Genomic DNA, 22639 nt, shown 5'->3' with positions numbered 1-22639 from the left:
AGGGGTCGAGTACGGCGCACGCCCGTAATGGTATGGCCTAACCGGCGAGGGGAAAGGTCGCCGCCTCCCTCCGGGAACCCTGGCGAGTCAGATCGACGACCCTGCCGGAAACCAGTGTGAGCAGGTGGTCCGCACGGATCAGGAGTGCCGTGTGACGCTCCCCGGTGGGCGCGTAGACGGACGTGGCGATGCCGGTGAGTCGCTCGTCCACCAGCACGGTCAGCGTGGCGGGCAGCAGCAGCGGGCAGACCAGGCCCGAGGCGTAGTCGGTGGCGGAGTTGACGGTGAAGGCCGAGGCCGGCCGGACCCGCCGCGCACCCAGGATGCCGCCGATCAGGCCGGGGCGCGGAGGGGAGCCGACGGAGGTGACGATCGCCACGGGCTCGCGGGCGATTCGCGTCGTGACCTCGTAGACCGTGACCGCCAGGCAGATGGCGGGGCTCGCGGAAAGCACCTCGGGCAGTTCGTCCGAGCATGTCATCGCGCGCGGAAGGCGTACGATCTCATGATGGACCTGGTGTGCGAGGAGCCAGCGGTGGATCGCGAGCGCATCCTTCATGTGTGTGCTCCTTGCCTCGACGCACGGCCCCCGAGGTTCTCCTGACTGACCGTAACCTGGTGATCGCTTCAGGTGTATCCCCGCAGGGGAACATGTTCCGTAACCGAAGGACCTACCCGGCTTGTCCCTTTCAAATCTGACCCAGAGCCAGCGCCACGGCATGAGCGAGCTGTTCCGGAAGATCGCTCCTGTGGCGGACGAGCTTGGCGAGCTGTTCGCCGCCAAGGGTTACCAGATAGCCCTTGTCGGCGGCTCCGTACGCGATGTCTTCCTGGGCAGGATCGGCAACGATCTCGACCTGACCACGGACGCGAGGCCCGAGACGGTCCTGGAGCTCGTCCGCGACTGGGCCGACTCCGTCTGGACGATCGGCATCGACTTCGGCACCGTCGGCGTCCGCAAGGACGGGTGGCTGCTGGAGATCACCACCTACCGCAGCGAGTCGTACGATCCCAAGTCGCGCAAGCCCGAGATCGCCTACGGCGAGACGCTGGAGGGCGACCTGGCCCGGCGTGACTTCGCGATCAACGCGATGGCGCTGCGCCTGCCGTCCCGCGAGTTCGTCGACCCGTACGGCGGCCTCGACGACCTGCACGCCAGGCTGCTGCGCACCCCCGGCCCCCCCGAGCGCTCCTTCGGCGACGACCCGCTGCGGATGCTGCGCGCGGCCAGGTTCGCCAGCCAGCTCGGTTTCGCCGTCGATGAGGCGGCGCTCGCCGCGATGGACGCGATGGCCGACCGGATCGACATCGTCTCCGCCGAGCGCATCCGCGACGAGCTGGACAAGCTCATCGGCGGCGATCACCCCCGCGAGGGGCTGAAGATCCTCGTCGAGTCGGGGCTCGCCGGCCACGTGCTGCCCGAGGTGCCCAGGCTCCGCCTGGAGATCGACGAGCACCACCGGCACAAGGACGTCTACGAGCACTCGCTGATCGTGCTCGAACAGGCGATCGACCTGGAGGAGAACGGTCCCGACCGGATCCTGCGCTGGGCCGCGATCCTGCACGACGTGGGCAAGCCGAAGACCCGCCGCCACGAGCCCGGCGGCCGGGTCTCCTTCCACCACCACGAGGTGGTCGGCGCACAGCTCGCCAGGAAGCGGATGACGGAGCTGAAGTTCCCCAAGGACGTGGTGGCCGACGTCTCCCGCCTGGTGGAGCTGCATCTGCGCTTTCACGGATACGGCACGGGCGAGTGGACCGACTCGGCGGTGCGCCGTTACGTCCGTGACGCCGGGCACCTGCTTGAGCGCCTGCACAAGCTGACCCGCGCCGACTGCACCACCCGCAACCGGCGCAAGGCCCAGGTCCTGTCGCAGACCTACGACCAGCTGGAGGAGCGGATCACCAGGCTGGCCGAGGAGGAGGAACTCGGCAAGATCCGCCCCGAGCTCGACGGCAACGAGATCCAGGAGATCCTCGGTGTCCCGCCGGGCCCGGTCGTGGGCCGCGCCTACAAATTCCTCCTGGACATGCGCCTGGACGAGGGGGTTCTCGGCAAGGAGGCCGCCGCGGACGCCCTCCGCGAGTGGGCGCGGGCGAACGAGGTGACCCCTGAGCGGCACTCCTGACCGGACCGCGGGCCCCGAGGTCTCCGGCCATGTCGCCGCACTCGACCGGGAGCACGTGTGGCACCCCTACGCGGCCGTGCCCCAGCCGGTGGCGCCGCACGTGGTCTCCCGCGCGGAGGGGGTGCGGCTGACGCTCGCCGACGGGCGCGAGCTCGTCGACGGCATGTCGTCGTGGTGGGCGGCCATCCACGGCTACAACCACCCCGAGCTCAACCGGGCGCTGCGGGACCAGCTGGAGGACATGGCGCACGTCATGTTCGGCGGGCTCACCCACGAGCCCGCCGTGCGGCTGGCCCGCAGGCTCGCCGCCATGACCGGTCTGCCGAAGGTGTTCCTCGCCGACTCGGGGTCGGTCGCCGTCGAGGTGGCGATCAAAATGGCGTTCCAGCTCACCGGCAGGAGCAGGCTGCTCACGGTCAGGGGCGGCTACCACGGCGACACCTTCGGGGCGATGTCGGTCTGCGACCCGGTCAACGGCATGCACCACCTGTTCTCCGGTGTGCTGCCCGAACACGTGTTCGCCGACCGGCCGCCGCGCGAGTACGACGAGGCCTACGCGGCCCGGCTGGCGGACCTTCTCGCCAGGCACGCCCATGAACTGGCCGCGATCATCGTGGAGCCGGTGGTCCAGGGGGCGGGCGGCATGCACTTCTACCACCCGGCCTACCTGCGCCTGCTCCGCGAGCTGGCCGACGAGCACGGCGTCCTGCTGATCGCCGACGAGATCGCCACCGGATTCGGCAGGACCGGAGAGCTGTTCGGCTGCGACCACGCCGGGATCAGGCCCGACATCATGTGCCTGGGCAAGGCGTTGACCGGCGGTTACCTGTCGCTGGCCGCGACGCTGTGCACCGAGCGGGTGGCCCGGGGTGTCGGGGTGCTGATGCACGGGCCGACCTTCATGGGCAACCCGCTGGCCACGGCGGTCGCGAACGCCTCGCTGGATCTCCTGGAGGAACGCCCGTGGCGCGAGGAGGTCCGCCGGATCGAGGCCGGTCTCCGCGCGGGCCTGGCGGGGGCCGCGGAGGCGCCGGGTGTGCGTCAGGTGCGGGTCCTCGGCGCGATCGGGGTGATCGAGACCCGCGAGCCCGTCGACGTCCCCGCCGTCCAGGACGTCGTCATGCGGCACGGCGTCTGGCTCCGCCCGTTCGGCCGCCTGCTCTATGCGATGCCGCCCTACTCGATCGGCGACGATGACCTGGAGACGGTCACGACGGCGATGACGGCAGCGGCTCGATCACTCGGGCAGGCGTGACGGCCCGGTATGCCACCGCGCCCGCGAGGTATCCGGCGGCGATGACCACCAGCACGAGCGTCGATCTGCCGTCCGCCGGGAGCAGCGCCGCGGCCAGGGCGGCGGCCAGCACATAGCTGCCGTTGAAGAGCATGTCGTAGATGGAGAAGGCCCGGCCCAGATAGGCGTCCTCGACGTCCCGCTGGACCGCGGTGTCCGCGCAGATCTTGATGCTCTGCCCGGCGATGCCGAGCACGAGGCCCGCGGCTGCGAACCCCCACTGCTGGAACGGCACGCAGAGTGCGAACGTCAGCACCCCGGCGGTGACCAGCATGGCCGGAACCCACCGCTCGATGCCGAAGCGCTCGGTGGCCCAGGGGGTGATCAGGATGGCCAGGAAGTAGCCGAGCCCGGAGGTGGCGACCACGACGGAGACCGCGTTCAGCGCGTCCTCGGCGTTCTCGGCGAAGTAGTAGCGCGACAGCATCACGAGCATCGCCGTGCACATGCCGTAGACGAACCGGTGGGTGGTCATCGCGCCCATCGCCGCGGCGGCGGCCCGGTGGCGTACCAGGTGCCGTGCGCCGTCGATCAGGCCGCTCAGCACGTGGCGCACCGCCTCGCGGGCCTGCGGGCGATTGGGATCGTAGGCGGGGCCGAGCAGCCGTCGGTCCATGGTCCTGGCGATGAGCGCGCTGAGCCCGAAGATGAGGCCGGAGACGACCAGCAGCACCGCCGTCCCCCGGTGGTCGGAGCCGAAGATCGCTCGGAGCAGGTAGCCGGCGCCCACGCCCACGAAGGTGAGCACGGTTCCCGAGGTCGGGGTGACCGCGTTGGCGACCATCAGCCGGTCGGCCGGCACGACGTGCGGGAGCGAGGCTCCCAGCGCGGCCAGGAAGAACCGGTTCACCCCGAGCACGCCGAGCGCGGCGGCGTAGAAGATCGCGTCAGGGGCGTCCGCGGCGACCAGCGCCGCGGCCGCGAGCAGCAGTGTCCCGCGGACCAGCGGCGCGATGACCAGGATCTGCCGTCGTGACCAGCGGTCGATGAACACCCCGGCGAAGGGGCCCAGGATCGAGTACGGCAGCAGCAGCACGGCCAGGCCGGCGGCGATCTCCACCGCGCTCGTGCTCTTCTCCGGGCTGAAGAACGCGAATCCGGCCACGGCGAACTGGAAGATCCCGTCGGAGAACTGCGAGACGAGGCGGGTCCCGTACAGCCTCCGGAAGTCCCGACCTTCCAGGACCACACGTAGGTCGGATATGAAAGACACCCGCTCAGCCTATGGGGGACCGACCCCGATGGGCATCGGGAACATCCCTGAATGTACGGGTGAGCATTACCGACCTTTACCTACGTATCGTCAAGTGGGGCGCGGTAAACCAACATGATCACGTACCCTCGGTCGAGTGACACCTGATGAACACGTTGTGCTCGTCGACAGTGCGGGGAACGCGATCGGCACGGCGGCCAAGGCCACGGTGCACGGTCCCGACACCCCTCTCCACCTGGCCTTCTCCAGTTACGTGTTCGACGAGCAGGGGCAGGTTCTGCTGTCCCGACGCGCACTGCACAAGATCACTTGGCCGGGGGTGTGGACCAACAGCTGTTGCGGCCACCCCCTGCCGGGCGAGCCGCTCGCCGCGGCGGTGACCCGCAGGCTCTCCCACGAGCTGGGCCTCGCGGCCGGCCAGGTCGACCTGCTTCTGCCGCGCTTCTCCTATCGCGCGGTCATGGACAGCGGCATCGTGGAGCGGGAGTTGTGCCCGGTCTACCGGGTGATCGCCGCCTCCGAGGCCGTGCCCAACCCCGACGAGGTCGAGGACGTGCGCTGGATGCCGTGGAAGGAGTTCACCGACGGGGTGCTCGGCGACCGCCTGGCGATCTCCCCGTGGTGCCGCGAGCAGGTCCCCCAGCTGATCGAGCTTGGCGCGGACCCGCTCGCCTGGCGGGCCGCCGACCCCGCCGACCTCCCACCCGCCGCCCGCTGACGCGGGAGCCCGCCGGCGATCCTCATATGGCGAGAGCCCCCGACCCGTTCACCCGGGTCGGGGGCTCTCGCCGTGAGCGGGCGCCGATCGGTCAGCGCTCGACCTCGCCGCGGATGAACTTCTCCACGTACTCGCGCGCCTCGTCGTCGGAGTACTGCTCCGGCGGGGACTTCATGAAGTACGAGGAGGCCGACAGGATCGGCCCCGAGACGCCCCGGTCAAGGGCGATCTTGGCGGCGCGGACCGCGTCGATGATGATGCCGGCGGAGTTGGGGGAGTCCCAGACCTCCAGCTTGTACTCCAGGTTGAGGGGTGTGTCGCCGAAGGACCTGCCCTCCAGGCGCACGTACGCCCACTTGCGGTCGTCGAGCCACGGCACGTGGTCGGAAGGACCGATGTGCACGTCGGCCTTCCGCATCTCGTGCGGGATCTGCGAGGTGACCGACTGGGTCTTGGAGATCTTCTTGGACTGCAGGCGCTTGCGCTCCAGCATGTTCATGAAGTCCATGTTGCCGCCGAAGTTCAGCTGGTACGTGCGGAGCAGCTCGACGCCGCGGTCCTCGAACAGCTTGGCCATCACGCGGTGCGTGATCGTCGCCCCGACCTGTGACTTGATGTCGTCACCGACGATCGGGACGCCGGCGTCGACGAACTTCTGGGCCCAGGTGGGGTCGGAGGCGATGAACACCGGCAGCGCGTTGACGAACGCGACCTTCGCGTCGAGGGCGCACTGGGCGTAGAAGCGGTCGGCATCCTCCGAGCCCACCGGCAGGTAGGAGACGAGCACGTCGACCTTGCTGTCCTTGAGGACCTGAACGACGTCGACCGGAGTCTCGTCCGACTCCTCGACCATCTCCCGGTAGTACTCGCCCAGACCGTCGAAGGTGTGGCCGCGCTGCACCGTGACGCCCAGCGGCGGTACGTCGCAGATCTTGATCGTGTTGTTCTCCGAGGCCACGATCGCCTCGGACAGGTCGCGGCCGACCTTCTTGGCATCGACGTCGAACGCCGCGACGAACTCGACGTCGCCGACGTGGTAGTCGCCGAACTTGACGTGCATCAGGCCCGGCACCCGGGCACCGGGGTCGGCGTCCCGGTAGTAGTGCACGCCCTGTACGAGCGACGTGGCGCAGTTGCCTACACCGACAATGGCTACGCGCACCGAACCCATGGCACTCGCTCCCCTTTTGTTCTTTGGTGGTCAGTTGTCTTCCGGGGTGGCAGGCCGCCCCGTCGTGCCCGCTCCGGGCTCGGGCGCCCGGGACGTTTCCTCCCGCGCGGATCGCTGCTCCTCGTCCGGCGGCGACGCTCGCCGTTCGGTGGCGATCAGCTCATTCAACCAGCGCACTTCGCGTTCGACCGACTCCAGACCGTGACGCTGGAGCTCAAGGGTGTAGCTGTCCAGCCGCTCACGGGTGCGGGCCAGTGCCGTGCGCACGCCGTCCAGGCGTTCCTCGAGCCGGCTGCGCCGGCCTTCGAGGATGCGCAGGCGCACCTCCGCCTCGGTGTGTCTGAAGAAGGCGAAGTGCACACCGAAGCTCTCGTCCTCCCAGGCCGAAGGGCCGGCCTGGGTGAGCAGCTCGTGCAGGCGCTCTTTGCCCTCCGCGGTCAGCCGGTAGACGATCTTCGAACGGCGGCCGGGGAGCGCGATGGGGCTGTCGGCGTTGGCCGCGGCGGCATCGCCGTCTTCGATGATCAGTCCGTCGGTGAGCAACTGGCGGAGGCACGGATAGAGCGAGCCGTAGGAGAAGGCCCGGAACATGCCGAGCAGAGCGTTGAGCCGTTTGCGCAGCTCGTAGCCGTGGAGCGGGGTCTCGTGCAACGACCCGAGCACGGCCAGCTCCAGCACCCCGCCACGTCCGCCGGCCACCGGAAACCACCACCTCTCGTGTCGATGTATCGAGCCGATACATCCGCAGGATACGTCCATTCAACATAACCCTGCAATCAGCGACTTTCCCAAGAGGTTGGGAGCAAACAACAAAAAGCCGTAGTCTGGCGCCTATGTGGTCACAACAGGCGGCAATGGGGCACAGCCCCCGCGCGGCGTGGACCGCTTTCCAATACGGGGAATCCCGCGTCAACGTGGGAGAGGTCTGCCAAGGTTGTTGTCGAAACCAGCTGACGATCTCGTTCGTCCTCGGGAACGGAGATCCACCCGAATGGGCCGGCTACCAGTGAGCCAAGGCGGCGAGATCTCCGGTGATCAGGAGGTAGTCTCGCCCGCCAGCACGCCGTCGTAGACCCCGATGACCGAACGAGGACGCGTGAGTTACAGCCACAGCAATGACCCGGAGCCGAACGGGCGCCAGGAGGGCGCCGACGGGTCGGCTCGTCAGGGGCGGCGCCGTCGCTCAGGCCCAGGAGCCGCTCCCCGTGCAGTTCCCCCTTCGCAAAACTCTCAAACCGGCGGCGCGAGCTGGGAACAGCAGCAAGGCCGGCCGCCACAGGGCGCGGGGACCGACAACCGGACCATGATGATGCCCCAGCCCGGCGGGATGCCCGGCGGGATGCCCTACGCCGGCGGCGCGCCCCAGCACCCGGGTGCCCAGCCCCGGCGGGACGCGGGCGCTCCGGGCGGGATGCCCCCGCGCGAGCCAGAGCAGCGGGGCGGTGAGCTCCGTCGCCGTGACACCGACCCGACAGGCCGCCGGGCCGAGGCCGCGTTCGAGGACACCCAGGCGATGCTCGCCGCCCAGGCGGGAGCCGGTTCGAGGTCCGGTGAGGGTGGCGTGCGCAGACGCCGCGCCGGGCGTGGCGCGGGCGGTCCCGGAGGCCAGGGGGGTCCAGAGGGTCCGGGCGGCCCGGGGGGCCCTGGGGGGTACGGTCCCGGCGACGGCGACGGCGACGGCGAGGACGAGCCCAAGGCCAGGCGGTGGACGCGCTTCCTGCCCAACTGGAAGATCGTGATGGCCAGCTTCGTGGTCCTCAGCGCCGGTGTCTTCGGCATGATCGCGGTGGCCTACGCCAACACGCCGATCCCCGAGACCGCGCAGGACAGCGTGAACGACCAGGGCAGCGTGATCTACTACCGGGACAAGAAGACCCCGATCGCGCGCCTCGGCGTCAAGCGCACCCCGGTGAAGATCAGCCAGATTCCCAAGCACGTCCAGGACGCGGTGATCGCCCTGGAGAACAAGAGCTTCCGCACCGACAGCGGCATCGACTTCACCGGCATGGCCCGCTCGGTGTGGAGCACGGTCAGCGGAGCCCAGCTCCAGGGCGCCTCGACCATCACCCAGCAGATGGCCCGCAACTACTACGACGGCCTCAGCCAGGAGGTCTCGGTACAGCGCAAGATCAAGGAGATCTTCGTCGCCGTCAAGATCAGCAAGACGCTGGAGAAGGACGAGATCCTTGAGCGCTACCTCAACCTCATCTACTTCGGCCGCGGCGCGTACGGCATCCAGGCCGCCTCGAAGGCGTTCTTCGGCAAGAACATCGGCCAGCTGACCCCGCAGGAGGGCGCCTACCTGGCCGGCCGGATCCAGAACCCGGACGCCTTCGACATCCAGGAGAAGGCCGGCAACTACGCCGCGACCAAGGAGCGCTTCGGCGCCGCACTGAGGAACATGGCGGAGATCGACCCCGCCGCGTACGGCAAGTACGCGGGAAGCTCCTTCGATGACCTGAAGTTCGCCAAGGTCAAGGTCTCGCAGACCTTCAAGGGGATCAAGGGCTACATGCTCAACATCGTCTTCCGGGAGCTCAAGCAGCGGGGGATCTCCCAGGAGAAGCTGGAGACCGAGGGCCTCAAGGTCTACACCACCTTCGACAAGAAGATGATGGAGGAGGCGCAGAAGGCGGTGAAGGCCCGCACCGCCGGTCTGGAGTCGACCATCCACGCCAGTGTCGCCTCGGTGGATCCGAAGAACGGCCGGGTGCTCGCCTTCTACAGCGGCGACGACTTCGTCAACGACTTCAACAACCGCGCCTTCGACTCCACCAAGCAGGCGGCCTCGGCGTTCAAGCCCTACGTGCTCGCGGCCTGGCTGGAGAGCGGCAGATCGCTCGACAGCTACGTCGACGGCATGGCCACGATCAAGATGCCGGGCACCACCCCGATCAGCAACTCGGGGAACACCGCGTACGGGGCGATCGACATGATCAAGGCCATGGCCAGCTCGGTCAACACGGTCTTCGTGCAGATGGGTGAGGTCGTCACGCTTCCCGAGGTGGCGAGGATCGCCAAGGAGGCGGGGGTCGGCGAGACCGCCAAGTACAACCCCTCCTACGGCGGCAAGAACGCGGTCGACTACGCGGTCGACGAGCAGAAGTTCCAGGTCACCATCGGCAGCGCCTCGGTCACCGCGGTCGAGCAGGCCGCCGGCTACTCGATCTTCGCCAACGAGGGCAAGCACGCCGACTGGCACACCGTCGTCAAGGTGACCAAGATCGACGGCTCCCCGGTGCTCGCGGAGCAGGCCACCGTGCGGCAGATCATCAGCCCCGAGTCCGCGGCCGACGCGACGGTCGCGCTCCAGGCCGTGGTGAAGAGCGGCACCGGCGCCACCGCGAACATCGGCTCGCGGCCGGTGGCCGGCAAGACCGGCACGAACAACGGCTACAAGGACGCCTGGTTCGTCGGTTTCACCCCGCAGGTCGTCACCGCGGTCGGCATGTCCAAGGACGTGCCCTACAACAAGGCGGGGACGCGCAAGCTCAAAGTCGACAAGTACGGCCTGCCGAACCGCAAGATCGATGATTCGAAGATCCTCTGGAAGGAGGAGTCCATGCCCTCCTTCATCGGCGGTGGTGGCACCCCGACCCAGATCTGGCACGACTACATGCAGGCCGTGACCGCCAAGGACGAGGTCCAGCAGTTCCCGCCGAGGGCCAACACCGGCTCGCAGAGCAACCTGGCCACGCCCAAGCCGACGCCCACCGCGACGCCGACCATGGACGACAATCCGTTCCCCGACAGCGGCGACGGTGGCGGTGACTGGCCCAGCGACGGCGGCGGCGGCGAGCCGGACAACCCCGACGGCCGCGAGTGCCTGCCCTGGGACGGTTCCTGCGACGTCGGCAACGACGGCTCGGGCGACGGTCCGCCGAACGGCGAGATCACCGAGAACGGCGCCCCCGGCGCGGTCGGGGCTCCCGGGGCGCCCGGCGCGGCGATCATGCCGACACCCGCCGCGAGCGGACGACGCCCCTGATGAAGGATCTCCTGACGTCGCGGCGCCCGCTGTCGGAGTTCGGCACCCGGGCCATCCCGTACGTGCCCCTGGCCCTGTTCGCGGGGCTGGGGGCCATCCTGGCCTGGTTCTGGAAGTGGCCGTGCCGCGTCGGCGGGGCGTGGAACGACGGGACCCTGCAGTTCACGAACTTCTGTTACACCGACATCTATCCCCTGTGGTGGAACGAGAAGCTCAACGAGGGCAAGATCCCTTATTTCGACTACCCGGTCGAGTACCCCGTCGGCATCGGCGGGATCATGGAGTTCTTCCGCCGGATCGTCGCCCCCATGACCGACCAGGGGACGGCGTTCTACGACCTCACGGTCATCCTCATGGCGATCTGCCTGGTCGTCGGTGTGTTGCTGATGGCCGCGCTGGCCGGTCCGGCCAGGCGCTGGGACGCGCTCTGGTACGCCCTGGCCCCCGGGCTGATCCTCACCGCGTACATCAACTGGGACCTGGCGGCCAACGCCCTCGCGCTGGGCGCGCTGCTGGCCTGGTCGAAGCGGAGGCAGTGGCTCGCCGGCATCCTGCTCGGCCTGGCGATCGCCACCAAGTTCTACCCGCTGATGTTCCTCGGCCCGCTGTTCCTGCTGACGCTGCGCACCGGCAGGTGGGTGCCGTTCCTCAAGACGCTCGGCGGCGTCGTGGGAGCCTGGCTGGTCGTCAATGTGCCGATCATGGTGTTCGCCTTCGACGGCTGGAAGCGGTTCTACGTCTTCAGCCAGGAGCGGGGGGCCGACTGGGGTTCGCTCTGGTACTTCTTCAACCAGAAGCAGTGGCCGATCCTCGGTGACGCCGAACTCGTCGACAAGCTGGGCATCGTCTCCCTCGCCGCGTTCTGCCTGGCGATCGCCGTGCTCACCGTGACGGCCAGGACCCGCCCGCGGCTGATGCAGCTCTGCTTCCTCACCCTGGCCGCGTTCATGCTGACCAACAAGGTGTGGTCGCCGCAGTACGTGCTCTGGCTGATCCCCTTCGCGGTGCTGGCCAGGCCGAACTGGAAGCCGATCGCGCTCTGGCAGCTCGCCGAGTGCTGGTACTTCTTCGCGATCTGGCTCTATCTGGTCGGTATCCAGCCGGGTAACGAGGCGTTGGGCATCGCCGGCGACACCTACTTCACCGCGGTGTGGGCCCGCGCGATCACCATTCTGATCATGATGGCGTTCGTGGTGAGGGACATCCTCGTCCCCGACAAGGACGTGATCCGCCAGGACGGGACCGACGACCAGGCGGGCGGTGTCTTCGACGGCGCACCCGACCGTTTCCGGCTCGCGCTCTCCTAGCACCGGGGAACGGCGTGAGTCTGGCGGCCGGTCGGGATGATCCGCGACAATCCCAGTTTGTGAATCCTGTCGAGCCCCCGCGGGATACCGCGCAGGAAGGGCTGCTGCTCTGGCTGGCCTCCAGGCTGGGAATCGTCGCCCTGGTCGTCGTCGGCACCCAGGCGATGATGGAGGGGGACGCGGTCCCGCCGCCGTTCCTGGAGCGCTGGAAGCACTGGGATGCCAGCCTCCTGGCCACCATCGCCGAGCACGGTTACGGTGGCGCCCCCGGCAGCGAGCCTGACAAGGGGCTGCCCGCCTTCTTCCCCGGGATGCCCCTGGCGCTCCGCGCGGTGCACCTCGTGGTCGGCGACTGGACGGTCGCCGGGCTGCTGATCTCCTTCGTGGCCGGTGCCGTCGCGATGATGGCGCTCGCCAGGCTGGCCGAGTTCGAGGGGCCCCCGGGGACCGGCCGGCGCGCGGTGCTGGCGCTGCTGCTCTGGCCGATGGCGGTGTTCCTGTTCGCGGGCTACAGCGAGTCGCTCTTCCTGGCCTTCGCCGTTCCCGCCTGGCTCGCGGCGCGCAGGGGGCGCTGGCCGCTCGCCGCGGTCCTGGCGGCGGGCGCCTCCTGCGTGCGGATCACCGGCCTGTTCCTGGCCCTGGCGCTGATCGTGGAGTTCTTCGCCCGGCGGCGGCCCGTACGGCAGCTCGTACGGCAGGCCGGCTGGCTGGTGCTCCCGTTCGTGCCGCTGGTGCTCTACTCCGCCTACCAGCACTCCCGCACCGGCGACTGGCTGGCCTGGAAGAGTGCCCAGGAGGCCGGCTGGGGTCGGCACATGGTGTGGCCCTGGGAATCGCTGATCACGACCTGGAACTCGGCCATGGGCGAGGGCCGGTTCGCCTGGGCGTTCCGGCTTGAGATCGCGGGGGCGATCGTCGGGGTCGTGCTCGTACTGGTCCTGCTCTACCTGCGGAGGTGGAGCGAGTTCGTCTACGTGGGACTTCAGGTGGGCGCCCTGCTCTGCTCCGCCTACTACCTGTCGGTTCCGCGCTCGGCGCTGCTGTGGTGGCCGCTCTTCATCCTGATCGCGAAGGCGAGCGGCGGGCAGGCACCGTGGCGGCGGTGGATCATCGTCGTCTACGCCCTGGTGGTGGGCCCGCTGATGGCGCTCAACGCGCTGATCTTCGCCGACGGTGCCTGGGTGGGCTGAGCGCCGGGAGCAGCCCTTTACCCGTTTCCGGGGAAAAGTAATCCCACCAAGTTATCCACAGGCTGTGGACGGACTCTCCCGTCCGAGGCCTCGCGCTAGAGCTTCGATCTGAGGAAGGCGATGTCGGCGGCCTGGCCGTCGAAGGGCGTCTCCACCACGATCGGCGCGTTCGCGCTCCGGCACACGCTCAGGATGAGCTCGGGGTCGATCTGACCCGCTCCGAGGCTCGCGTGCCGGTCGGCGCCGGAGTCGAAGGCGTCGCGAGAGTCGTTGCAGTGGATCAGGTCGATCCTGCCGGTGATCGCCATGACCCGCTCGACCACGTCCGCCAGGTCCTCGCCGGCCGCGTGGGCGTGGCAGGTGTCGAGACAGAAGCCCACGTCGAAGCCGTCGAGCGCGTCCCAGAGCCGGGCGATGCGCTCAAGCTTGCGCGCCATCGCGTTGCCGCCGCCCGCGGTGTTCTCGATGAGCACGGGGATCCGGTGCTCCTCCAGGCGCTCGAACACCTTGCGCCAGTTGTCGAAGCCCTTCTGCGGGTCGTCCCCGGCCCCCACGTGCCCGCCGTGGACGATCAGCCCCCTGGCGCCGAGCTCGGCCGCCGCGGCGAGATGCGAGCCGAGCAGCTTGCGGCTGGGGATGCGGACCCGGTTGTTGGCGGTCGCCACATTGATCACATAGGGGGCGTGGACGTAGACCTCCACGTCCGAGTCCTTGATCTCCCGGGTCTTCTCGCCGATGACCGGGCCCTTCCAGCCCTGCGGGTCACCGAGGAAGAACTGCACGACCTCGGCGCCGCGCGCCCTGGCGTGCGCCAGCGGGTCGTCCTGGTCGACATGAGCTCCGATAAGCGGCATGTGTCCGAGCCTAGCTGTTTCAACGGCGAGGCCCTGGGCAGTCGCAGGGCGCGCCCTACCACTCACCCCCACGGGCCGAACACAAGGAGTCCACGTGGCCTACTATCGCAGAGGGATCAGTCTCATCGGCCTCATCTACATCCTGGTCGGCCTCTACGTCGCCTGGGTGTACGACTACATCACTCCCGCGCTCCTGAAGGACGTCGCCGAGGCTCTGCTGGCGGTCTTCCTGTGGTTCCTCGTCCTGCTCGGCGTGGACCTGCGCCTGAATGGTTAGCCGCCCCCGCGCCGGTGTGGCCTTCGTCTGATTCGGGGCCTCACGGGAGGAAACCCCCGTGATAGATGCCGAAGGCCACACCGACGAACGAGGCCACGATGCCCACGATGTTCAGCGCGCGCTCCGGCGTCGTCGCGGAGACGTACTGCGAGTAGAGGCCCCCGCAGAATCCCAGCACCCCCGCCCACGAGGCGACGACATGCGCGGCGGGGATCAGTCCGGTGGCGAAGGCGAGCAGTCCGCAGCCGATCGTGACGACGCTCAGCACGTTCTCGATCCTGTGACGACGCCCGTCGGTGTTCAACGTGAACCGCAAGGGTCTCTTCCGGGCATGTCCATACGCACGAGGCATCTTCACCGCCTCCTCTTTCTCCTGCGACAGGACGTGCCCGGCGAGGCGACGGCCCAACCCTTGACGGACTGGTAGGCTGGCACGGCTACGTCGAATGGGTGTGTTATCGCCCACCCTCCACCCCGAGCGCCGAAATGGGCGCCCGAGGTGAAGCACGTCAGCGTCCTCCTGTCACGGCACGGTGTCGTGACCGCAAGAGTCCAGAGGAGGTTGAAGTCAGCATGCGCCGTTACGAAGTGATGGTCATTCTTGACCCCTCGCTCGATGAGCGTACGGTCGCCCCTTCCCTCGACCAGTTCCTCACGGTCGTCCGCAACGACGGCGGCACCGTGGAGAAGGTCGACGTGTGGGGTCGCCGCAGGCTGTCCTACGACATCGCGAAGAAGCCCGAGGGCATCTACGCCGTCATCGACCTGAGCGCCGAGCCCGCCACGGTCAAGGAGCTCGACCGGCAGATGAACCTCAACGAGGGAATTCTGCGCACCAAGGTTCTCCGCCCGGACGTGCACTAACTCCCGGCATTTTGTCGGGCGGCAGCCGTACTCTGAGCCGATAACCAGCGAAGGCCGCAGGAAGGGCAGCGCTAGCCATGGCAGCAGGCGACACCACGATCACCATCGTCGGCAACCTCGTCGACGACCCGGAGCTGCGCTTCACCCCCACGGGGCAAGCGGTGGCCCGGTTCCGCATCGCATCCACTCCGAGGTTCCTCGACAAGACGACCAACGAGTGGAAGGACGGCGAAGGCCTGTTCCTGACCTGCAACGTGTGGCGGCAGGCGGCGGAGAACGCCGCCGAGAGCCTCCAGCGCGGCATGCGGGTCATAGTTCAGGGACGGCTGCGCCAGAGGTCTTACGAGACCAAGGAAGGCGAGAAGCGCACGGTCTACGAGGTTGAGGTCGACGAGGTCGGCCCCTCCCTGAGAAACGCGACCGCCAAGGTCAACAAGACCGCCCGTCAGGGCGGTGGCGGCGGCTTCGGCGGCGGCCCGGCCAACGACCCGTGGGCCTCCGCGGCGCCCGCCGCACCGCAAGGTGGCGGCTTCGGCGGCGGCGGCAACAACTACGGGGGCGGCGGCCAGCAGCAGGGTGGCGGCGGCTTCGGCGGCGGCGACTTCAGCGACGAACCGCCTTTCTAGGGACGGCGGTCCTCCCGCAATCCCAGTCCATATCCGCAGCGACCATTCCCGCCTGACGGCGGGGCTCTGAAAGGAGCACCACGATGGCCAAGCCGGCACTGCGCAAGCCCAAGAAGAAGGTTTGCCTGTTCTGCCACGACAAGATCTCCTACGTCGACTACAAGGACACGGCGCTGCTTCGGAAGTTCATCTCCGACCGCGGCAAGATCCGTGCCCGCCGGGTGACTGGCAACTGCACCCAGCACCAGCGTGACGTGGCGACCGCTATCAAGAACGCTCGTGAGATGGCGCTCCTGCCGTACATGAGCACCGCGCGCTAAGGAGGTCCGGACAGATGAAGCTCATTCTCACCAGTGAGGTCACCGGCCTCGGCGCCCCCGGCGACATCGTCGAGGTCAAGGACGGCTACGGCCGCAACTACCTGCTTCCCCGCGGCTTCGCGATCCTCTGGACGCGCGGCGGCGAGAAGCAGATCTCCTCGATCAAGAAGGCTCGCGACGCCCGCGAGATCCGCGACCTTGGCACCGCCAAGGAGGTCGCCGGCCAGCTGCAGGCACTGAAGGTGGTCCTGAAGACGAAGGCCGGCGAGTCCGGTCGCCTCTTCGGCTCCATCACCACGGGTGACGTCGCCGAGGCCGTCAAGGCCGCCGGTGGCCCCGTGCTCGACCGCCGTCGCATCGAGATCGCCTCCGCGATCAAGAGCCTCGGCTCCCACCGGGTCAGCGTCAAGCTGCACCCGGAGGTCTCCGCGTCCCTCGATGTCGAGGTCGTCGCGGCCTGAGAGGCCCAGTGAGACAAGGGCTCCTCCCCGTTCGCGGGGAGGAGCCCTTGTTCTTTCGCAACCGGCGGTGTGGGTTCTCCATGGCCTGACCGCCCGCCGGGATATCAGCGGGGCGTGCGGAAAGCTCTTCGTCCGCGAGAAGAGGCTCACATGCCGAGACCGTGTTACTCCAGGTCATCGCTGATACATACAATTCGGGAATCGTTGCTTCCCCCTGGAGGTCTTGTCATGGTCCGTCCCTCGATGCTGCTCGCGCTCGGTGCCCTCGCGGCGACCGCGGTGGCCTGTGCGCCGGCCTCGGAAACGACGACCCAGACGAGCTCTGCGGCCCCGAGCGCCTCCGGAGCCGCCTCCAGCGCCTGTGCCAAGGAGAGCCTCGCGCTGAAGACCCCCGGCAAGCTCACCATCGGCACCGACAAGCCCGCCTACGAGCCGTGGTTCAACGACGACGACCCGGCCAACGGCAAGGGCTTCGAGAGCGCCGTCGCCTACGCCGTCGCGGGCCAGATGGGCTTCGCCGAAGGCGACGTCACCTGGGCCACCGTGAAGTTCGACTCCGCGTTCGCGCCGGGTGCCAAGCAGTTCGACTTCGACGTCAACCAGGTCTCGGTGACCCCCGACCGGGCCAAGGTCGTCGACTTCAGCAAGGGCTACTACACGGTCAAGCAGGCGGTGGTCGCGCTGGACGGCTCGAAGGTCGCCGCCGCCACGGACCTGGCGGCCCTGAAGGACGCCAAGATCGGCGTGCAGGTCGGCACCACCTCGCTGCAGGCGGTCAAGGACGTCATCCAGCCCTCGGCCGAGCTCAACGTCTACAACGAGCAGATCGACGCCGTCAACGCGCTGAAGAACAAGCAGGTCGACGCGGTGGTGGTGGACCTGCCCACCGCGTTCTACGTGACCGCCGCCCAGGTCGAGAACTCCAAGATCGTTGGCCAGTTCGGCACCGCCTCCGGCGTTCCCGAGGTCTTCGGCGCGGTGTTCGAGAAGGGCAGCCCGCTGGTGAGCTGCGTCAACGAGGCGATCGACAAGCTGACCGCCTCCGGCGAGCTGGCGAAGATCGAAACCGAGTGGCTCGGTTCCGCCGCGGGTGCGCCGGAGCTGAAGTGATCCCGGAGCTCATGCCACCGCCGTGGGCGCGGAGCGCGTACGGTCCGCGCCGCGGCGCTCGATGAGGAACGACGAGAGCCTGCGGCTCTCCGACGACTGGACGAAGAGCGAGCGGCAGCTTGAGCGGGAGCGGCTCCGCAGGAGGTCGTCTCTCCGCTCGGGCTCCGTCGCGACGGTCTCGACGATCATCGTGATCGTCCTGCTGTTCTGGCTCTTCACCGCCTCCCCCGGCTGGCCCCGGGTGCGGGACACGTTCTTCGATCCCGAGCAGTTCGTCAAGGCGCTGCCGGACGTGCTGAGCGGGTTCCTGCTCAACATCAAGATCTTCCTGATCGCCGAGCCGCTGATCCTTCTCGTGGGCCTGCTGGTCGCGCTGGCCCGCAACCTCACGGCGCCGGTCTTCTTCCCGCTGCGCGCCCTGGCGGTGATCTACACCGACGTCTTCCGCGGCGTGCCCACGATCCTCATCATCTATCTCGTCGGCTTCGGGCTGCCCGCGCTCGGCCTGCAGGGCACCCCGACGGACCTCGCGACGCTGGGCATCATCGCACTCACGCTCTCGTACGGAGCGTACGTGGCGGAGGTCTTCCGGGCGGGTATCGAGTCGGTGCATCCCAGCCAGCGGGCCGCCGCCCGGTCCCTCGGCCTGAGCCACGGCCAGACCATGCGTCACGTGGTGGTGCCGCAGGCCGTGCGCCGGGTGGTGCCGCCGCTGCTCAACGACTTCGTCTCGCTGCAGAAGGACACCGCGCTCGTCGCCACGATCGGCCCGCTGGAGGCGCTGAGGCAGGCGCAGATCCACGTGGCCGGCAACTTCAACTACACCCCCTACCTGGTGGCGGCGCTGCTGTTCATCCTGCTCACCATTCCGATGGCCCGCTTCACCGACTATCTGGCGGTCCGCTCGCAGCGGCGGCGGAGCCAGTGAGCGGGCAGCGCGAAACCGGCGGAAAGGAGGGGACATGAGCCTGCTGAGCATCGAGGGCCTGTGGAAGAACTACCGGGGCCACAGCGTGCTACGCGGTATCGACCTGGAGGTCGACCCGCACGAGGTGGTCTGCCTGATCGGTGCCTCGGGATCGGGAAAGTCCACGCTGCTGCGCTGTGTGAACCTGCTGGAGACCGCCGACGACGGCACGATCCGCCTGGACGGCGAGGAGATCACCGACGCCCGCGCCGATCTCAACGACGTGCGCAAGCGCATGGGCATCGTGTTCCAGGCCTTCAACCTGTTCCCGCACATGACCGTGCTGGACAACATCACGCTGGCCCCGCGGAAGGCGCACGGCGTGGGCAGAAGGCAGGCCGAGCAACAGGCCCGTGACCTGCTGGACAGGTTCGGCCTGGCGGACAGGGCGGGCGCCTACCCGGATCAGCTCTCCGGCGGCCAGCAGCAGCGCGTCGCCATCATCAGGGCCCTGGCCACCCAGCCCCGCCTGATGCTGCTGGACGAGGTCACCTCGGCGCTGGACCCGGCGCTGGTCAAGGAGGTGCTCGGGATCATCCGGGAGCTCAAGGAGGGCGGCATGACCATGGTCCTGACCACGCATGAGATGGGTTTCTGCCGCGAGATCGCCGACACCGTCTGTTTCCTCGACGGTGGTGTGCTCCTGGAGCGCGGCACCCCCGAGCAGATCTTCACCGCTCCCCGCGAGGCTCGTACCAGGGAGTTCGTGCAGAGCGTGATCGACGCCCGGCGCCTTTGACGTCCTCCGGCCCGGGGAGGCCGGATTTTCGAAGGACGGGACCCCGCGCTCCAGGCGCTCGCGGAGACCTCAGCGCCGGTGCCTGCCGCGGGACCCGGTGCCGGGGCCGCCGGGACCTTCCGGAGGGCCGGGAGGCCCCGGCGGCCCTGCGGAGGGGGCGGGAGCCTCGGGGGCGGACTGCGCCATCCTGGCGAGCACGCTGTTGCGCCTGCCGTACACCAGGTAGACCAGCACGCCGAAGGCCATCCAGATGATGAAGTACAGCCAGGTGATGAGCTGGAGGTTCACCATGAGCCACAGGCAGGCGGCGATCGAGGCGATCGGCACGCCGGGAGAGAGCGGGGTGCGAAAGCCCCTGGGCAGGTCCGGCATCGTCTGCCGCATCCTGATCACTCCGCCGGCCACGGAGATGAACACGAACAGGGCACCGATCACGACCAGCGGTTCGAGCGTGAACACGTCCACGAACTCGGCCAGCAGGATCGCCAGGAATCCGATGACCAGCGTGGCCCTCGTCGGGCTGTGGTAGCTACGGTTGATCTTGGAGAGCGAGCGGGGCATCAACCCGTCGCGAGCCATGGAGAACAGCACGCGGGTCAGGCCGACGAGCAGCACCAGGACGACCGTGGTGAGGCCGAGCACCGCTCCGATGTTGATGACGTGCACCATGAAGCCCTCGCCGGCGTCGCGGAAGGCGTTGGCGAGTGGCGCGGCGGTGTCGATCTTGTCGTACGGGGTCATCCCGACCATCACCAGCGCGACCGCGATGTAGATGACCGTAGTGATCACCAGCGCGCGGATGATGCCCTGCGGGATCGAGCGGGGGGCGTCCTCGGCCTCCTCGGCGGCGGTGGCCACGACGTCGAAGCCGATGTACGCGAAGGTGATGACCGCCGAGGCCGCGAAGATGCCGAACCAGCCGAAGGCGCCCGTCTGGCCGAAGACGATGCCGATCAGCGGGGAGTGCAGGGCCTCCTCGGCCTTCTCCGCGGGCACCGCCGGCACCGGGATGGCCGCTAGGTTGCGCTGGTCGAAGTGGAGGGCGCCGACCACGATGACCGCGCCGACGGCCAGCAGCTTGGCGATCACGATGATCCACAGGGCGCGCAGTCCGACGCGGGCGCCCAGGGCCACCACGGCCGTCAGGATCACCAGGATGAACAGCGTGAAAAGATCGAAACCCGTGTGCCGGCCGACCATCCCCGCGACCACGTCGGGGAGGCGTACCCCGAAGTCGGTGAGCATCTGGGCGGCGTAGAGCGACCACGCGCGGGCCACCGTCGCCGCGGCCAGCAGGAGTTCCATGACCAGAGCCCAGCCCACCACCCAGGCCCAGACCTCGCCGAAGATGACGTAGCTGAAGGTGTAGGCGCTTCCCGAGGCAGGCATGGCGGAGGACAGTTCGGCGACGCAGAAGGCCACCAGCAGGCTGGTGATTCCCGCGATCATGAAGGAGAGGATCACGCCAGGCCCGGCCATGGTCGCCGCCTGGCGGCCGGCGAGGCTGAAGATGCCCGCACCGATCATGACGCCGATACCGAGGACGACGAGGTCGGCTCTGCGATAGGCCATGGGCAGGCCGTGGCGCGCACCGGTCCACCGGTCTGTGGCATGGCTTGGTGGCATACGGCGCACGATCGACGGGGGAGGACCTTCGGGCACGACCTGGCCAATCGTGGTGGGCTAAATACCCTTATTGTCGGGCTTGTTTCACAGTGCCGTAGGGGGGTCACCTGGGACAAGTGCTATCCGGTCACGTCGTGGACACCACAGTGTCACGCCCGGATTACCCGCCCGCTCAGCCGCCGACCACCAGCCACGCCGGGCCGTACGCGCGCGTCGAAAGGGTGATCAGCCGGGCGGTCATCCACAGCCCGAACGCCAGCCAGAGCGTCACCAGGCCACCGCCCCAGAGATCCACCAGTAACGCGGCGGGCAGGTAGGCGATCGTCGTCCACACCCCCGCCCAGGCGAGGTAGCGCTGGTCCCCGGCACCGATCAACACACCGTCCAGCACGAACACCACCCCGGCGATCGGCTGCAGGGCGGCCACCACCCAGAGCAGGTCGAGCAGCTCCGCGGCGACGGCCGGGCTCGCGTCGAACAGACCGGGGATGAACGGCCTGGCCACCAGCACGGCGAGGCCGAGCAGCACGCCGGAGCCGACTCCCCAGATCACCATCCTCCAGGTCGCCGCGCGAGTTCCCGCCACGTCGCCGGCACCCAGGGCACGACCGGTGATCGCCTGTCCGGCGATCGCGATCGCGTCCAGGGCGAACGCCATCAGGATCCAGATCCTGATGGCGACGGTGTATGCCTCGATCTGGTCCGTTCCCATCCGGGTGGCCATCGTGGCGGAGACGGCCAGCACCGTCTGCAGGCACGCCGTACGGATGATCAGGGCGATCCCGGCCGAGCCCGCCGCCCGCACGCCCGCCGGGTCCGGGCGGAACGGCGCACGGTAACGGACGAAGATCAGGACGAGGTAGACGGCGGCGGCGAGCGCCTGGGCCAGCACCGTGCCCCAGGCCGAGCCGGCGATCCCCCAGCCCAGTCCCAGGACGAACACGACGTTGAGCACCGCGTTCAACGCGAAGGATCCCACCGACACCAGCAGCGGAGTCGAGGCGTCCTGCATGCCGCGCAGCACGCCCGTGCCCGCGAGTACCACCAGCATGGCGGGAACGCCGAGCAGGCTGATCCGCAGGTAGGTGACCGCCTGCCGGGCGAGCTCTCCCTCGGCGCCGATCAGGTGGATCAGCCAGGGGGCCAGGGGCCAGACGACCACGATGATCGCCAATCCCACCCCGGCGGCCAGCCAGAGGCCGTCCACCGCCTGCCGCAGTGCCCGCCCGGTCTCGCCCGCCCCGATCTGCCTGGCCACCGCCGCTGTCGTGCCGTAGGCCAGGAACACGCACATCCCCACCAGGAAGCTCAGCACCGTGCTCGCCACCCCCAGGGCGCCGAGCGCGGGGGCGGGCAGGCGGCTGACGATGACGGTGTCCGTCAGCAGGAAGAGCGGCTCGGCGACCAGGGCGCCGAACGAGGGCAGTGCCAGCCGCAGGATCTGCCTGTCATGGTCGCGACCAGAGCGGCCGAATCGAGGCGTAATAGTCACAGCTCCATTGTGCCTCTTACCTCCCGGTGGATCTTCAGCAGGATGAACCGGTCGGCTCATGACATCTAAGGCGACTCCCGGCGTGTCGCCCCAACTTTCTTTTCTCCACAGGCGGTGGATTACATTTCCCCTGGTCAGAAAGGTATCCACAGCTGTGGACAACAGTTATCCACAGGACTGTCCCCAGGCTGCCCACACCTCTGGGGAAGAAGTGCACAGCTTATCCACACCTCTGTCGACAGCCCGCGTTGCCAGTCGGGGCGCCGAGCCGCGAAACTGTCACACCGGTCGGC

The 22639-nt window shown here is 68.6% G+C and carries 22 protein-coding genes; 14 read left to right on the top strand and 8 right to left on the bottom strand.

Annotated elements, in window-relative coordinates; translation table 11 throughout:
- Positions 1-37: 37 nt before the first annotated feature.
- Positions 38-559: an aminoacyl-tRNA deacylase gene (locus ACWD3H_RS02150; RefSeq protein ID WP_451953723.1), complete on the bottom strand. Its 522-nt coding sequence runs from the start codon at positions 557-559 to the stop codon at positions 38-40.
- A 160-nt stretch (positions 560-719) separates the two neighbouring features.
- Between ACWD3H_RS02150 and ACWD3H_RS02145 the strand changes: the two genes are divergently transcribed.
- Positions 720-2129, top strand: coding sequence for a CCA tRNA nucleotidyltransferase (locus ACWD3H_RS02145; RefSeq protein ID WP_451953765.1), 1410 nt, complete (start codon positions 720-722; stop codon positions 2127-2129).
- 55 nt (positions 2130-2184) lie between these two features.
- A complete protein-coding gene (locus tag ACWD3H_RS02140) occupies positions 2185-3384 on the top strand; it encodes an adenosylmethionine--8-amino-7-oxononanoate transaminase (protein ID WP_451953722.1) in 1200 nt (399 codons plus the stop codon).
- Here the strand turns inward: ACWD3H_RS02140 and ACWD3H_RS02135 are convergent.
- Entirely contained in the window at positions 3338-4636 is a 1299-nt protein-coding gene (locus ACWD3H_RS02135; protein ID WP_355547748.1) for an MFS transporter, read from the bottom strand. The genes ACWD3H_RS02140 and ACWD3H_RS02135 overlap by 47 nt on opposite strands.
- 136 nt (positions 4637-4772) lie before the next feature.
- Here ACWD3H_RS02135 and idi point away from each other — a divergent pair, with 136 nt between their 5' ends.
- On the top strand, positions 4773-5354 hold the full coding sequence (gene idi, locus ACWD3H_RS02130) for an isopentenyl-diphosphate Delta-isomerase (RefSeq protein WP_355547745.1): 582 nt from the start codon (positions 4773-4775) through the stop codon (positions 5352-5354).
- 91 nt (positions 5355-5445) lie between these two features.
- On the opposite strand, the gene ACWD3H_RS02125 is transcribed toward idi, so the two are convergent.
- Both ACWD3H_RS02125 and ACWD3H_RS02120 read right to left on the bottom strand, forming a co-directional pair.
- Positions 5446-6525, bottom strand: coding sequence for an inositol-3-phosphate synthase (locus ACWD3H_RS02125; protein ID WP_355547742.1), 1080 nt, complete (start codon positions 6523-6525; stop codon positions 5446-5448).
- Between the two features lie 30 nt (positions 6526-6555).
- Positions 6556-7224 carry a PadR family transcriptional regulator gene (locus ACWD3H_RS02120; protein WP_355547739.1) on the bottom strand — a complete coding sequence of 223 codons (669 nt, stop codon included), beginning with the start codon at positions 7222-7224 and terminating at the stop codon, positions 6556-6558.
- 604 nt (positions 7225-7828) lie between these two features.
- Here ACWD3H_RS02120 and ACWD3H_RS02115 point away from each other — a divergent pair.
- The 3 genes from ACWD3H_RS02115 to ACWD3H_RS02105 are packed head-to-tail and all read left to right on the top strand — an operon-like array spanning position 7829 to position 13010.
- Entirely contained in the window at positions 7829-10513 is a 2685-nt protein-coding gene (locus ACWD3H_RS02115) for a transglycosylase domain-containing protein (RefSeq protein WP_451953721.1), read from the top strand.
- Positions 10513-11820: a glycosyltransferase family 87 protein gene (locus ACWD3H_RS02110; RefSeq protein WP_355547732.1), complete on the top strand. Its 1308-nt coding sequence runs from the start codon at positions 10513-10515 to the stop codon at positions 11818-11820. Before ACWD3H_RS02115 ends, ACWD3H_RS02110 begins: the two co-directional genes overlap by 1 nt.
- Before the next feature lie 59 nt (positions 11821-11879).
- Positions 11880-13010 (top strand): mannosyltransferase family protein, encoded by a 1131-nt coding sequence (locus tag ACWD3H_RS02105; protein ID WP_451953720.1) that lies wholly within the window; start codon positions 11880-11882, stop codon positions 13008-13010.
- 95 nt (positions 13011-13105) lie between these two features.
- Here ACWD3H_RS02105 and ACWD3H_RS02100 read toward each other — a convergent pair whose 3' ends face one another.
- Positions 13106-13864, bottom strand: a complete 759-nt coding sequence (locus tag ACWD3H_RS02100) for a deoxyribonuclease IV (RefSeq protein WP_355547726.1) — start codon at positions 13862-13864, stop codon at positions 13106-13108.
- Between the two features lie 94 nt (positions 13865-13958).
- Here ACWD3H_RS02100 and ACWD3H_RS02095 point away from each other — a divergent pair, with 94 nt between their 5' ends.
- Entirely contained in the window at positions 13959-14141 is a 183-nt protein-coding gene (locus tag ACWD3H_RS02095) for a hypothetical protein (protein WP_030919717.1), read from the top strand.
- Positions 14142-14181: 40 nt separating this feature from the next.
- Here the strand turns inward: ACWD3H_RS02095 and ACWD3H_RS02090 are convergent, their stop codons facing one another.
- Complete coding sequence (locus tag ACWD3H_RS02090) at positions 14182-14457, bottom strand: hypothetical protein (RefSeq protein WP_350913674.1); 276 nt, start codon at positions 14455-14457, stop codon at positions 14182-14184.
- A gap of 257 nt (positions 14458-14714) precedes the next feature.
- On the opposite strand from ACWD3H_RS02090, the gene rpsF reads away from it, so the two are divergent.
- The 7 genes from rpsF (at position 14715) to ACWD3H_RS02055 (ending at position 19228) form a co-directional block, all read left to right on the top strand.
- Positions 14715-15005, top strand: coding sequence for a 30S ribosomal protein S6 (gene rpsF, locus ACWD3H_RS02085; protein WP_030919721.1), 291 nt, complete (start codon positions 14715-14717; stop codon positions 15003-15005).
- Positions 15006-15082: 77 nt separating this feature from the next.
- Entirely contained in the window at positions 15083-15631 is a 549-nt protein-coding gene (locus ACWD3H_RS02080; RefSeq protein WP_355547721.1) for a single-stranded DNA-binding protein, read from the top strand.
- 83 nt (positions 15632-15714) lie between these two features.
- On the top strand, positions 15715-15951 hold the full coding sequence (rpsR, locus tag ACWD3H_RS02075) for a 30S ribosomal protein S18 (protein WP_012895699.1): 237 nt from the start codon (positions 15715-15717) through the stop codon (positions 15949-15951).
- A 14-nt stretch (positions 15952-15965) separates the two neighbouring features.
- On the top strand, positions 15966-16412 hold the full coding sequence (gene rplI / locus ACWD3H_RS02070; RefSeq protein ID WP_350913669.1) for a 50S ribosomal protein L9: 447 nt from the start codon (positions 15966-15968) through the stop codon (positions 16410-16412).
- A gap of 228 nt (positions 16413-16640) precedes the next feature.
- Positions 16641-17522, top strand: coding sequence for an ABC transporter substrate-binding protein (locus ACWD3H_RS02065; protein WP_451953719.1), 882 nt, complete (start codon positions 16641-16643; stop codon positions 17520-17522).
- Between the two features lie 61 nt (positions 17523-17583).
- Positions 17584-18450, top strand: coding sequence for an amino acid ABC transporter permease (locus ACWD3H_RS02060; RefSeq protein WP_451953718.1), 867 nt, complete (start codon positions 17584-17586; stop codon positions 18448-18450).
- 34 nt (positions 18451-18484) lie between these two features.
- Positions 18485-19228, top strand: a complete 744-nt coding sequence (locus tag ACWD3H_RS02055; protein ID WP_355547711.1) for an amino acid ABC transporter ATP-binding protein — start codon at positions 18485-18487, stop codon at positions 19226-19228.
- Positions 19229-19297: 69 nt separating this feature from the next.
- Here ACWD3H_RS02055 and ACWD3H_RS02050 read toward each other — a convergent pair whose 3' ends face one another.
- Positions 19298-20800 carry an APC family permease gene (locus ACWD3H_RS02050; RefSeq protein WP_451953717.1) on the bottom strand — a complete coding sequence of 501 codons (1503 nt, stop codon included), beginning with the start codon at positions 20798-20800 and terminating at the stop codon, positions 19298-19300.
- Positions 20801-21026: 226 nt separating this feature from the next.
- On the bottom strand, positions 21027-22340 hold the full coding sequence (locus ACWD3H_RS02045) for an MATE family efflux transporter (protein ID WP_451953764.1): 1314 nt from the start codon (positions 22338-22340) through the stop codon (positions 21027-21029).
- Positions 22341-22639: the final 299 nt, after the last annotated feature.

Source organism: Streptosporangium sp. NPDC002607 (assembly GCF_053592655.1).
This window is presented reverse-complemented; position numbering and strand designations above follow the sequence as displayed.